A 13,120-nucleotide genomic window follows, 5' to 3' on the forward strand; every position below is an offset into this window, starting at 1 on the left:
CAAGCTGTCAGCTTGCAGGCTTTTTCCAGACTAAGTACAAAACAAACACACCACCTAACGCCGCAGTTACGATGCCCACCGGGAGTTCCTGTGGCGAAAGAATAGTCCGGCTAACAATGTCACCCAGCGTCAGCATCACGGCTCCCCACAAGGCTACCAGTGGCAGCGCAAGCTTGTGAGTCATACCTGAAAATGGGCGTACAAGATGAGGAACCATCAGCCCGATAAAACCGACCACTCCAGTCAGGGCAACAATGGACGCAGTGCAAAACGCACAACATAAGAAGACTTCACTTCGAAGCCGATGCACATTAACACCAAGGGAATGCGTGGTTTGCTCACTAACCAGTAAAGTATCAAGCTTGCGATAGCGGAATAAGATCAGCACCACCACGCACAATACGCCAATCGCGGCAAAAATCAGATTCTCCCAACGCGCCAATCCCAGTCCTCCCATGGTCCAGAACAAAATAGAACTGGCGGCGCGCTGATCACCTGAATAGATGAGAAAGCTGGTCACCGCTCCGAACAGAAACGAGATCGCCAGACCACACAGCACCAGGTTGTTGTTGCCCCGCTTTTTCTGCATCGAAAATAAGATCAGCACTGCGGAGGCAGACACAATCCCCCCAGCAAAAGCAGCCAAAGGAAGCGACCACACCCCTAACGCATCACCCAGTTGAGTTATGACCAGTACAGCGCCAGCAGAAGCTCCGGAAGACAAACCAAACAAGAACGGATCGGCCAGATCATTTCGCGTCGTTGTCTGAAGCAGAGCACCTACCATTGCGAGCCCTGCCCCAGCGATGATGGCGAGAAGAGCTCTTGGAAGCCGTAAATCAATGAGGATCCGGCTGGTCATACTCATATCTTCATCATTGAAAGCACGTAGCCCTGCCAGTACTTCATCAAGTGACAGTGACACCGAACCGAATTTTAAGCTGAACACAAACGAAACAAGCATGGCGCTTCCTCCAAGCCACCATGCCATCTGGTATTTAGACAATTTCATTAAGCGTTACTTTGCCTTCACTTATTGAGGAAAGAACGCATTGGAGAGTTTTTCTATCGCTTCAATGTTGGCAGGACCAGGAGTGAGTTGCTCATATCGTAGCTTCACATAGCGCTCAGATTTAACAGCGTTGGTATGTTTCATTAGAGGGTGTTGCTCCAGAAAGTCCTTTAGAGCATCGGCTCCGTTGGCGGTCTGGTAATCAAGTAGAATGATCACATCTGGGTTTTCTCTCGCCACATTTTCCCACGATGTCCTTGCCCAGCTTGTTTCCATATTTTCGGTAATGTTGTGCCCACCGGCCTCATGGATCATTGCATTCGGCATAGCAAATTTGCCAGCGGTGAAAGGTTTGTCCTCGCCGGAGTCAAACAGGAAAACTTTTGGCGCGGGCTGACCCGAGCTGTTTTTCTTTTCTGCAACCGCTTTGACTCTTGCCTTCCACTCTTTAACCAGAGCATTGGCTTTGTCTTGTCGGTCGAATATCACACCCAGTTTTTTAACGTCTCCGTAAAGCAGTTCCATACTGGCACCGTCTTTAAGTTTATGCGTATGAATACAGCTTTCAGACAGTACTAGCGTATCTACCCCATAAGGCTTTAAGCTTTGAGGCGTCACTTCACCGCCCACTTTCATTCCGTAGTTCCAACCCGCAAAGAAGAAGTCGGGTTTTGCTGAAATCAGTGTTTCTAGCGACGGATATTTAGGCGCAAGCTCGGGCGTTTCGCCTAAGGTCTTTTTGAACGATGGTGACATCTTGTACCACCCCGTAATACCTGTTACGCCAACCATGCTTGCCTGAAGATCGAGTGCAAACGCCATTTCAGTCATGTTGATGTCATGAAACACTGCGCGTGTAGGACGTTTATCAATGGTAAGCGGGCTACCACAGTTATCGACGGTTACGGGGTATTGGGTATCTGCGGCATTGGCAACGGCAAAGGGGAATAAAAGAGTCAGTATTGCAGACCACTTCATTAGGCGGCTCCTATTGATGGAATATTGTAATTTGACGATGCGGCTTCAAAATGATGCACCGCACCTGCGATTTGAGGATGACTGAGCGTGACAACGCGCAGCCCAAAAACGGGGGTTATGTATTCGTTTTGCATCACTTGCTCTGGCGAGGCGTAAGCCACCATTTTTTGTTCTGACATTAAAAGGACTTTATCGGCAAAAGGGGCGACTAAAGGCAAGTCATGTAACACAGCGATGGACGCAACGCCTTTCAGTTTGATGAGCTCTAGCAGTTCAAGGCGAGCAAGTGGGTCTAAATGATTAGTGGGCTCATCGAGCAGCAATAGTCTGGGTTCTTGAGCGAATGCTCGCGCAATATTTGCACGTTGTTGTTCGCCTCCTGAAAGCGAACCGATCAGTCGGTTGCCTTTCATTGATAAACCTACGTCTTCCAAAGCTTGTTCAACCGCTCGCTCGTGTTCTTTATGGCTACAACAGAAAGTATGGGGAACACGCCCGAGCCACACATATTCACAAACGGTTAAACGAGGATCCGCGTGTTCATGTTGCGCCACAACCGCAACCATTTTCGCCTTTTGGTTTGGATCCAGCTGATTGGCATCTGTCCCATTAATTAACAGCCTGCCATTCACTGTTTTAAATTCTCCAGTGATGGCTTTGAGCAAACTGGATTTACCGCTTCCATTTGGACCGATCACAGCCACACATTCGCCCTGAGCTACAGAAAACGTCGCATCAGTGACAGCTCTCCAACCTTGTGTACTGTTCGAACAGAGCTGCTGAGCGGAAACTATTGACGTAGGCAATCCCTTCATAAGAAATCCATCGAACTAAAAAGATACGTTATAACATAACATTTGTAGAAATATAATTGTCAATAGTATTTTTAGCTCAGCCTGGGAAATACCATTTTTGATACGGGTCTTTTTACATCATTTTCTGTATCACTTCATAGCCAATGGGGTTGAGTGTAGCGATTCAAAGAATAAAGCAATTCACAAAGCTAGATTTTTTGCCTGTTAATTCTATTTTTCCACTCGCTTCCGTTAGGGTACTGATAAGCTTCAATTGAAGCGTCATACATTTTGATACTATACCCTGGTCGTCTAGGGGCCATGTAAAAACCGTTACTTACTACACATGGGTCTTCGAAATGTTCGTGTAGGTGATCAACAAACTCAATCACTCGGTCGGTTAGATCTGCAGATATTTGCACATAGTCAATCATTGACAAATGCTGCACGTATTCACACAAACCTACTCCACCTGCATGGGGGCAAACAGGCTTATTGTATTTCGCAGCCATCATGTACACCGTTAATATCTCATTAACGCTGCACAAACGACATGAATCAATTTGCACAATGTCAATTGCTTCATTGGCTATGAACTGTTTGAAAATAATTCTATTTTGACAATGTTCACCTGTCGCTACTTTAATATTACCGATGTTCTGCTTAATTTTTCTATGACCAAAAATATCATCAGGACTCGTTGGTTCTTCAATAAACCATGGACGTGTATCGGCCAGTTTATTGACCCAATCGATTGCTTCATCCACCTCCCAAATTTGATTAGCATCAATCATAAGCTTTACTTCTTCGCCAATGGCACTACGAGCGATTGAGCATCTTCTCAAATCTTCTTCCAACGACTGCCCTACTTTCAATTTAATATGCTTAAAACCCTGTTCTACTGCCTCTTTGGCCAGTCTCACCAGCTTTTCATCACTGTAGCCAAGCCAGCCCGCAGAAGTCGTGTAGCAAGGGTAACCATGCTCTTCTATATATTGAATCCTTGATTGCTTCGAATCTTGGTTCGCTTCAATCATCTCAAGAGCTTCTTCTTTTGTTAAAACATCCGACACATGTTTAAAGTCCAAGCAATTTACAAACTGCTCCGGAGGCATATCAGAAAGCAAGCGCCATAAAGGCTTTTTTTCTTCTCTTGCCCACATATCCCAAACAGCATTAACAATGGCACCAGCCGCCATATGAATGACGCCTTTTTCAGGTCCCAACCACCGAAGCTGGCTATCAGAGCGCAGTTGATCATAGAAGCTGCTCATATCGGCTTTAATATCGTTAAGATCGTAGCCAATAATTAAGTGTTTCATGCTTTCAATTGCTTTACAGCAAATGTCATTTCCTCGACCAATTGTAAAAATCAGACCATAGCCTTTATTTCCATTTTCGCTTGAGATTTCAACATAAGCCGCTGAATAGTCGGGGGCTTTATTAACTGCGTCTGAACCGTCCAAGTTTTCTGAGGTTGGAAAACGAATATCAAATGTTTTAATATCCCAAATTCTATTTGAGTTAACCATAGGATGTCCTTATATAGAATATAAATATAATTACTAGGTACGACACTTATCAATCTTTTATCCATGTCAATTGAGATACATTTAAAAAAATTAAATCGAAACCAAGGATATTAAAAGACTGTATAACCCTTAGAAGCAGATTTACAACGAGCTAAATGAATAGATGTGTACTATATTAAAAAATAAGAATAATATTAAAAAGTAAGAACATAATGAAAACTAAAATTTCCGGCACGAATTCCCAATAATAAATTTGGAATCTAACACGAAATCTTGTACAGGAATTTCGTTATTCGAGTCGTTGATTCTACTAATCAAACGCTCTGCAATAATATTACCTAGTCTCTTAGTATCTTGTACAACCATTGTAAGGCGCGGTGTTATCAATTCACTCCATTGTTCATCGTCGATCATCGCCAAAGAAATATCATCAGGGCACTTCAAACCTAGTTCTTGTATTACCTGCAATGCTGAAAGTGATACGACATTGTTAGCTCCTAATATTGCTGTCGGAGGATTTCTTTGCAACATCAACTTGGTTGCTGCTTCATATCCAATATCACGTGTATACTGACCATTAACAACCAAAGATGAGTCAATATCTATGTCTGCTGAGGCGAGAGTCGATGTATATCCGCGATAACGTTCAATCGCAGTGTGCATTTGATCTGGTCCTTTAATAAATCCAATACGTTTATGACCTAGTTGAAGCAAGTGTTCAGTCAGCATTGAGCTAGCATTAAAGTTATCTGAGCCAACGAAATCGTATTCCATCCCAGTCACTTTTTGGTCAAAACTGACAACCGGCATTTTAAGTTGATGCAAAAAGTTAATGTATTCTGAGCCATTGCCCGAAGGTGCAATTACAAGCCCTGCGACTTTCAAGCCTGCTAGATGCCTAACTAGCTCCTGCTCTCTTTCCATGATTCCAGATGACTCAACAGCCAACAAAAAATAGTTATGTTTAAGCGCATAGTCTTCTATCTCTCGTCGAATTTCACCAAAAAATGGATTACCAATATTTCCTACAACAAATCCAATCATTCGACTACTACCCCGAGCAAGGCTCTGGGCAACGGGATCCACAACATAACCGACAGCAGAAATGGCTTCACGAATTCTTTTTAACGTTTTCTCACTGACTTTATTGGGGTTGCTCAGAGACAATGAGACTGTGGAAATTGACACACCAGCAAGTTTTGCTACGTCCCGAATAGTTGCCATAAAACCTTTCTAACCTGCTTTGTGTAATTAACGTGAATAATAATTAGTAAAAATATAAACTTTATAGTCATAGGATAATTAAGTCAATCTCTGTTTTATTAATTTGTTTCTTCTCAAGCAATAAAAAACTCTGTTCAATCATTTAAAAATAAAATAAACCTTTTTAGGAATAATTATTCAAACTTTATCCTTTTATTTTTTCATTATCTATATTACTCATAGATTTCAATATTAACTTGATGAAATATACTCTTTCAAAGAAAAGTTGAAAGACTATAACTTTTACATTTTATCGCTTACTTAGAAGTGATCGCTTGACCACTATCTGCATCAAATAGATGTACTGAATTTGGCAACGGTGAAATACCAACCTTACCTGGATAGCTATCATCTATTTTCCCGCGGATAGAAGCGATAATTTCTTGGTTCGCGATCCTTAAATGGAAAAGCGTTTCCGCCCCTGTCGGCTCTATTAAGCTAAGGTCTCCTTTTAACGAGCTGTCGGAGAAAATAAGATGTTCAGGACGAATACCAACCTTAACCTTTTGACCATCCTCGACCAAGTAACCTTCAGGAATAGGCAGAGACTGGTCGTCTTCTAACATTAGACAGCTTCCTTCAACTCTGGCTGGAAGAATATTCATTGATGGCGAACCAATAAAACAAGCAACAAACTCATTTGCTGGCTGTTCATATAACTCTACAGGAGTACCGACTTGTTCGATACGCCCACTTTTCATTACCACAATTTTGTCTGCCATTGTCATAGCTTCAATCTGATCATGAGTTACATAAATCATTGTATTTTTCAATCTCATATGAAGGGCTTTGATTTCTGTTCGCATTTGGACACGAAGTTTCGCATCCAGATTGGATAAAGGTTCGTCAAATAAGAACACATCCGGATCCCTTACAATTGCACGCCCCATTGCAACCCGTTGCCTCTGTCCACCAGAAAGTTGTCTGGGATAGCGATCGAGAAGATGGGTCAAATCAAGGATCTCAGCAGCTTTGCTCACTTTCTCTTGTATAATTGCCTTATCTACTTTTTTAAGTTTTAGTGCGTAGGCCATATTGTCCCGAACACGTTTATGGGGGTAAAGAGCATAATTTTGAAACACCATCGCAATGTTTCTGTCTTTCGGATCTTTGTCATTCACAACACTATTACCAATAGAGATTGTGCCTGACGTTATGTCTTCTAGACCTGCAATCATCCTCAGCAAAGTAGACTTTCCGCAACCGGACGGTCCTACAAGCACAGCAAACTCGCCTTCTGATATATTTACATCTATTCCATGAATGGCGCATGACGTACCATACTCTTTAACCAAATTTTTGATATTTACACTTGTCATAACTTTACTTTCTCCCTGAAAGCTACGTGATACTATCGCCCACCAAATCCAGTGTTCAAAGCCAAACCGTTGTATATAAATTTCTGTAAAAGCACAGCTAAAATGATGCCTGGAATCATTGAGATTGCGGATCCTGCCATAATGTAATTCCAGTCCGTTCCCATTTGGGTTTGAAATAATGTCAGCCCAACAGGTAGCGTTGCATAATCAGAATCATTCACCACAATAAGAGGCCAAATAAAGCTACTCCAACTACTGATAAAGGCGAAAAGAGTAACCAACCCAATCGAGGGAATAGAGAGAGGTACAATCACATCGATCAAAATTCTCCAGTTTGATGCACCATCTATACGAGCGGCTTCTTCCAACTCAATAGGGATTCCCAAAAAGAATTGACGTAGCAGGAAGACGGCGTAAGATCCAAATGCTACTGGGATTATCAATCCAGCATATGTATTAACCCACCCAAGCTTATTTACCACTAAGAAAAGAGGAATGACCAGTAGCAGACTTGGTACCATCAATGTAGATAAATAAGACATAAAGACCACTTCACGATATTTCCACCTTAATCTAGAGAAGGCAAACGCAGCCAATATTGAAGTCGACACAAATATAAAGACAACTGCGACAGAAACAACAAAACTGTTAAAGAAAAATCGTGCGAAAGGCAATTGGGTCCAAGCTATGTAGAAATTTTCCCACTGCCATGTTTGAGGAAAAAACCTCGGAGGAAGAGAAAACACTTCTCCTGAAGGTCTTATTGCATTTGTAATCATCCAAAAAAAAGGGAATAAAAAGACAAGAGAAAAAATCCAAATTCCACCAACATTTAGTACCTTACCAAGGTATTTTATTGAGGTATTGTTAACAAAATTACCCATCATAGTGTACCCATTTCTTTTGCATTTTAAATTGAAGAACAGTAAGCGCTAAAATAAAGAAAAACATCACCCAAGCAATAGCAGAGGCATAACCCATATTGTAATTCTGGAAACCGTTGAGAAATATGGAATAACCGAGAGTCATGGTTGAAGCACCAGGTCCACCTCTAGTTAGAATGTATATTTGATCAAAAACCTGAAGCGCATTAATACTGGTCATTGTTACCGCAAAGAAGATTGTCGGGGAAATCATTGGCAATCGAATATCCCAGAATCGTCGCCATGCACCAGCACCGTCAATGCGAGCAGCTTCTAGATAGCTTTCTGGAACTAACTCAAGAGCAGCATTGAATAACACAACGTTATAACCTATTCCTGCCCAGAGGCTTACAATGATCACTGCGTGCATTGCGAGATCAGTATCAAGGAGTAAATTAGGCACATTCAAGCCCAGTGTGCTTATGAATGAATCGAAAAGACCACCAGGAGTGAGCATTAGCATCCATACAATAGAAACGGCGATAGCAGGTGTGAATACGGGAATGAAAAATATAACACGTAAAGCTGCCTTTCCCCATGTTTGAGCGGATATCCAGACTGCAATAGCTAATGAGAATACTAAGTTTAATATTACAAGCTCTACAGTGAAGACTAGTGTGTTACGGACTGTAGTTCCGAAAACAGGGTCTGAACTAAATAAATTAACGAAATTATTTAGCCCTACCCATTTGGGAGGCTGGAATAAATTCCAGTCAGTAAACCCCATGAAGAATGACCACACGAGAGGTATAAAAATAAATAATATCATTCCTACCAAACTTGGTAGTAAAAATACTAATGCTGTACGCGTATCGTCTGATTTGGAGACCATTTTTTAATTCCAATGGTTTAGGAAAAGCCAAGATTTCAATCTATTTTTTGATAATGACAGCCCCTTTATAAAAGGGAAATATGCCCAAACATCAAAAAGAATCAACGGAGAACGTTAGCATGTTCCTAGTTATATCAAGCAAACGGGTTGCTTAGAAAAATAGCAGCACATTTACAATCATTAGAACAGTGCAATGGCTGCTAACCACTTGTTATTCGGTCATGTTCAGCGTAGTAAGATTAGACCAAGCCAAGGCTGAATTTTAATTCTAGTTACATGAATCTGAGGATAAAACAGCCTTACTCAGGTTAATCGTACTCAACCAATTGCTATTACATTTACCGGTCTGCTGCCAGAGCTTGAATGGTTTTAAGCGTATCTGAAGGCTCCTTAGCTCCAGAAAAAGACAGAACGGAATATTGATTGATTAGGTTCTCAACTTCATTCCAGTTTTTAGTTACATCGAAATTAACTGCACGATCAAGGGAGTAATTGATGCTTTCTTTTGCTCTGTACACACCTGCTGCCGCTTTGTCGTACCATAATCCCCTTAGTGCGGTTCTTGAGGGCAGCGCTCTGCCTTTTGCCCCAAGGTATGCTTGCGCCCTGTCTCCGGTAATCACACTGATGGCTTTCCATACCTCATCTTTGTGCTCGGATTGACGAGAAATACCGAAACCAGAAGTACCAATAGGAGCATGGAGTCCATTCTTCCCACCGGGAAGAGGGGCAATACCATAATCAAACTTTAATATTCCTCTCTTTTTGAAAATAGTCCACGGACCATCTACATACATTGCAGTTTGACCATTTTCAAAAAGGCCACCGTTGAAGTGCGCCATATTGACTCCTGCTGGTGCAATTGGGATGGCTTTTTTATCTTTAACAAGATCAACGACCCCCTGAAAAAAGTCCACCATACCTTTATGTGCGATATCTAAGTTTCCTTCTTCATTCACATATTTAACCCCCGTCGCTCTTGCGGCAAGCGGGAGGCGCTCAATCACGCCAGAGCCGTATACTCCATCCCCAGTAAGACGGCTGGCCATTTCAGCAAATTCCTCCCAGCTCCAGTTATCTTTTGGTTCCTCAACTCCCTTACGCTCAAATATTTCTCTGTTATAAAACATAACCCACGGTCCGACATCATAGGGTAAAGCCCGAATAGTACCGTCCACTGTTAACGCATCAATGACACTAGGGGTGAATTCCTCGAGGCTAAATCCCTCTTTCTCTATGTAAGGATCTAATGGTTCAAGCAAATGTTCAAAATTTGGCATTCTAAGATTTTGAATTGAAACGATATCTGAGATTTCACCCGAAGCAGCCAAAATTGGAAGTTTTGTCCAGAAGTCATGCCAAGGGCTGAATTTCACTTCAACTTGGATGTGAGGGTATTCATCAGTAACCATTGAAGCAACTGTCCCCCAGATTTCAATATCCTCTGCTGATCCTCCCCACATCATCCAGTCCAACTCAATGGTTTCCTGAGCAAATGTGGTGTGGCTAAACATAGCGACCGCTGCACCAGCAGCTAGCAATTTCAATTTGTAGTTCATTTTAGTTCCCTCTATTTTAGTTTTATATTGCACAGCAGTACTGGCTAACTAACTGAGTGCACGCTGCTCACCCAGTAGATGGTATTTATTCAACTACACAAGCCTGGAGTAAATTAAGTCCAGATCCCTTTGTAAATATAGAATAAATACGGATATATCCTACCGTGTAACCTTACTATTCCTTGCACTTAATCTTCTTTGAGTATTAGCTCAACTACCGGAACAATGACATTAGGTTTGTTCACTGGTAGCTCAAGAGATAAATCTCCATCTTTAACTGAGACACCAGTATATGGGTCAACAAACTCTTCGGGGTCGAGCCATTGAACTTCACTTGCATCATTTAAAAATTGTGCGTATTTAACTTTTCCACCAAGCCCCTTAAGATGAAGATGGCGAAACGGCCAATTTTGAATGTGTAGGTAAAGCTTGTTTCCTTGTTGGGTATATCGACAGCCATCTGGAGCCTCATATTCTGAAACACCTGCCCCATATATTGCTCGGTCATTGAGACTCAGCCACTTCCCATATATCTTGAGAGCATTTTGGGCTCGCTGATCAAAATTCCCTCGCCCGGTTGGACCTACATTCATCAATAAATTACCGCCCAACGATACTGTATCGACTAATAGGTTGATAAGCTGTGAGGCATCTTTCCAAGTCGATTCATCTCGGTGGTAACCCCAAGAACCGCTTAATGTATGGCAAGCTTCCCAACGAACGGGAACCCCTTCAATACTTGGTGCCGTGCGTGGTGTATACTGTTCAGGTGTTACCAAATCGGGGATACTGTTCATGTCCCTAGGAAGATCCAAGCGATCTCCAATGATAATATTGGGCTGGAGATCTCGAACCATCCTCTCGAGATTTTCACTATCCCAGTCCACTCTTCCCTTTCCTGGCATGTCCCGGTAAGTTCGCGTTGGATAGCTGAAATCGAACCAAATGATGTCAATTTCACCAAACTGTGTCATCAATTCATGAACTTGGTCATGCATGTATCGGCTGTACAACGTTATGTCTCGATCTGCATTTATCTCCAATGCATCAGGATGATTCTTTTGAGGATGAAATACATCAATTGGAAAGTGAGAATGGTGCCAGTCAATCAAGGAATAATAGAATCCGACTTTCAGCCCTTCTTCCTTTAGAGCGTCTACATACTCTTTAATAATGTCTCGCCCAAATGGGGTATTGGTCGACTTAAAATCCGTTGTGCTACTGTCCCAAAGACAAAAGCCATCATGGTGTTTTGCTGTTAATACCACGTACTTCATACCAGCAGCTCGAGCTTGTCGTGCCCAGTCTCTTGCATCAAACAAGTCAGGATCAAATTGTTCAAAGTACTTCGTGTATTCTTCGGTCGTCATTTCTTCGCGCTCTTTAAGCCACTCGTGGCGCGCTCCCAATGAATACAACCCAAAATGAATAAACATACCGAAACGACTAATTTCAAACCAACCCTTGGCTCCCTCGAAATTGCCGGACGATCCTTTTGCTGCATTAAGACTCATATACGTTTTTCTCCAATCATTTAACTAAATATTTCGAAACGGTTCGTTTACATACTGTTAACACAAAATGTATCACATAACCAAAGATGTCAAGTGATAAAGATATCAAAAACTCAACCTCGTCGAGTCCAATCATGGTTACCAAACACTTACATTACAATCTAAATACATGTAATATAAATATTTAAAAGACAGAATAGATACTATCCAAAGTAGTAAAAATATTTCCATTTTAGGAATAGAAACTCTGAACTTAACGTTATTTTACAGATCATTTTCAATTAAAATGACTATCGAACCGTTTCGACAATTACCAATTTAGATTGACAAAATCTGAGATAAACCACCAAGTAACATCCCAACTTATTTTTCAAGACTACAGACAACAATATTTCTATTCCTGTAACCTGGCGGTATAGCCGTTCCCATTCAAAAGTGTTTAAATTAGCGTAGAGATAGGTAGTCACTCCAATGAATACCTTTACAAACAGAAACCTAGAACTGCAAAGGATTGCAAGGTCTCATCAGAGGATATTAATAAAATGAAAGTAATCAGTTTCAATATCAATGGTTTGCGTGCTCGCCTTCATCAACTACAAGCACTTATTGATAAGCACCAGCCAGATGTGATTGGTTTGCAGGAAATCAAAGTTCACGACGATGCTTTCCCGTTAGAAGATGTGGAAGCGATGGGCTACAAAGTTTACTTCCATGGACAGAAAGCCCATTACGGCGTGGCCATGTTATGTAAACAAGAGCCAATTGAAGTTAAAAAAGGCTTCCCAACCGATAACGAAGATCATCAAAAGCGCATGATTATGGCGACTTTCGAAGACGCCAATGGTGAGAAAGTCACGGTATTAAATGGTTATTTCCCTCAGGGCGATAACATCGCCCATGAAACAAAGTTTCCATACAAAGAGCAGTTCTACAAAGACCTGATGACCTACCTCAACGATCATCACACCAACGACGAGCAAATCATTGTGATGGGTGATATCAACATTAGCCCAGTCGATCTTGATATTGGCATTGGTGAACCAAACCGCAAGCGTTGGTTGAAAACGGGCAAATGTTCATTCCAGCCTATTGAACGTGAATGGTTGCAAACACTTTTAGATTGGGGATTCGAAGACACATTCCGCAATCTCCATCCAGAGGTGGATGACAAGTTCTCGTGGTTCGATTACCGCTCCAGAGGGTTCGATGACAACCGTGGACTCCGTATTGACGTAGTTTTGGCAACCCCAACTCTCGCAAATAAATGTGTTGAAGCGGATATCGACTACGAACTACGTGGTATTGAAAAGCCGTCTGACCACGCACCTATCTGGTCTGTATTTAAATAATCAATCTATACAACGAAAAAACCCCGCTATCTCTAGCGGGGTTTT

Annotated in this window: 11 protein-coding genes; 1 reads left to right on the plus strand and 10 read right to left on the minus strand. The window is 41.8% G+C overall.

What is annotated here, in order from left to right; translation table 11 throughout:
- Nucleotides 1–7 precede the first annotated feature (7 nt).
- From INR79_RS11670 to INR79_RS11715, 10 genes are all read right to left on the minus strand, one after another.
- Nucleotides 8–964, minus strand: a complete 957-nt coding sequence (locus INR79_RS11670) for a FecCD family ABC transporter permease (RefSeq protein ID WP_223097005.1) — start codon at nt 962–964, stop codon at nt 8–10.
- 69 nt (nt 965–1,033) lie between these two features.
- Complete coding sequence (locus INR79_RS11675; protein WP_223094333.1) at nt 1,034–1,990, minus strand: ABC transporter substrate-binding protein; 957 nt, start codon at nt 1,988–1,990, stop codon at nt 1,034–1,036.
- Nucleotides 1,990–2,805, minus strand: coding sequence for an ABC transporter ATP-binding protein (locus INR79_RS11680; protein ID WP_223094335.1), 816 nt, complete (start codon nt 2,803–2,805; stop codon nt 1,990–1,992). The genes INR79_RS11675 and INR79_RS11680 overlap by 1 nt, the downstream gene beginning before the upstream one ends.
- A 188-nt stretch (nt 2,806–2,993) precedes the next feature.
- Nucleotides 2,994–4,316, minus strand: a complete 1,323-nt coding sequence (locus INR79_RS11685) for an L-fuconate dehydratase (RefSeq protein WP_223094337.1) — start codon at nt 4,314–4,316, stop codon at nt 2,994–2,996.
- Nucleotides 4,317–4,535: 219 nt separating this feature from the next.
- Complete coding sequence (locus tag INR79_RS11690) at nt 4,536–5,540, minus strand: LacI family DNA-binding transcriptional regulator (RefSeq protein ID WP_223094339.1); 1,005 nt, start codon at nt 5,538–5,540, stop codon at nt 4,536–4,538.
- A 296-nt stretch (nt 5,541–5,836) separates the two neighbouring features.
- Nucleotides 5,837–6,898 carry an ABC transporter ATP-binding protein gene (locus INR79_RS11695; RefSeq protein ID WP_223094341.1) on the minus strand — a complete coding sequence of 354 codons (1,062 nt, stop codon included), beginning with the start codon at nt 6,896–6,898 and terminating at the stop codon, nt 5,837–5,839.
- A gap of 32 nt (nt 6,899–6,930) precedes the next feature.
- Nucleotides 6,931–7,785: a carbohydrate ABC transporter permease gene (locus INR79_RS11700; protein ID WP_223094343.1), complete on the minus strand. Its 855-nt coding sequence runs from the start codon at nt 7,783–7,785 to the stop codon at nt 6,931–6,933.
- Nucleotides 7,775–8,653, minus strand: a complete 879-nt coding sequence (locus tag INR79_RS11705) for a carbohydrate ABC transporter permease (protein WP_223094345.1) — start codon at nt 8,651–8,653, stop codon at nt 7,775–7,777. The genes INR79_RS11700 and INR79_RS11705 overlap by 11 nt, the downstream gene beginning before the upstream one ends.
- A gap of 338 nt (nt 8,654–8,991) precedes the next feature.
- Entirely contained in the window at nt 8,992–10,212 is a 1,221-nt protein-coding gene (locus INR79_RS11710) for an ABC transporter substrate-binding protein (RefSeq protein ID WP_223094347.1), read from the minus strand.
- A 188-nt stretch (nt 10,213–10,400) separates the two neighbouring features.
- Entirely contained in the window at nt 10,401–11,726 is a 1,326-nt protein-coding gene (locus INR79_RS11715) for an alpha-L-fucosidase (protein WP_223094349.1), read from the minus strand.
- 542 nt (nt 11,727–12,268) lie between these two features.
- On the opposite strand from INR79_RS11715, the gene xthA reads away from it, so the two are divergent.
- The gene (xthA, locus tag INR79_RS11720) at nt 12,269–13,075 is read left to right on the plus strand and encodes an exodeoxyribonuclease III (protein ID WP_223094351.1); all 807 of its coding nucleotides are present in this window, start codon (nt 12,269–12,271) and stop codon (nt 13,073–13,075) included.
- Nucleotides 13,076–13,120: the final 45 nt, after the last annotated feature.

The sequence above is a fragment of the Vibrio sp. SCSIO 43132 genome (assembly GCF_019904195.1).
In the GTDB taxonomy this organism is placed as follows: Bacteria; Pseudomonadota; Gammaproteobacteria; order Enterobacterales; family Vibrionaceae; genus Vibrio; species Vibrio nigripulchritudo.

Bases quoted from the DNA above. Each gene is read 5' to 3' on its own strand.
- INR79_RS11670 (WP_223097005.1), bottom strand. From the start codon at position 964: ATGCTTGTTTCGTTTGTGTTCAGCTTAAAATTCGGTTCGGTGTCACTG.
- INR79_RS11675 (WP_223094333.1), bottom strand. From the start codon at position 1,990: ATGAAGTGGTCTGCAATACTGACTCTTTTATTCCCCTTTGCCGTTGCC.
- INR79_RS11680 (WP_223094335.1), bottom strand. From the start codon at position 2,805: ATGAAGGGATTGCCTACGTCAATAGTTTCCGCTCAGCAGCTCTGTTCG.
- INR79_RS11685 (WP_223094337.1), bottom strand. From the start codon at position 4,316: ATGGTTAACTCAAATAGAATTTGGGATATTAAAACATTTGATATTCGT.
- INR79_RS11690 (WP_223094339.1), bottom strand. From the start codon at position 5,540: ATGGCAACTATTCGGGACGTAGCAAAACTTGCTGGTGTGTCAATTTCC.
- INR79_RS11695 (WP_223094341.1), bottom strand. From the start codon at position 6,898: ATGACAAGTGTAAATATCAAAAATTTGGTTAAAGAGTATGGTACGTCA.
- INR79_RS11700 (WP_223094343.1), bottom strand. From the start codon at position 7,785: ATGATGGGTAATTTTGTTAACAATACCTCAATAAAATACCTTGGTAAG.
- INR79_RS11705 (WP_223094345.1), bottom strand. From the start codon at position 8,653: ATGGTCTCCAAATCAGACGATACGCGTACAGCATTAGTATTTTTACTA.
- INR79_RS11710 (WP_223094347.1), bottom strand. From the start codon at position 10,212: ATGAACTACAAATTGAAATTGCTAGCTGCTGGTGCAGCGGTCGCTATG.
- INR79_RS11715 (WP_223094349.1), bottom strand. From the start codon at position 11,726: ATGAGTCTTAATGCAGCAAAAGGATCGTCCGGCAATTTCGAGGGAGCC.
- xthA (WP_223094351.1), top strand. From the start codon at position 12,269: ATGAAAGTAATCAGTTTCAATATCAATGGTTTGCGTGCTCGCCTTCAT.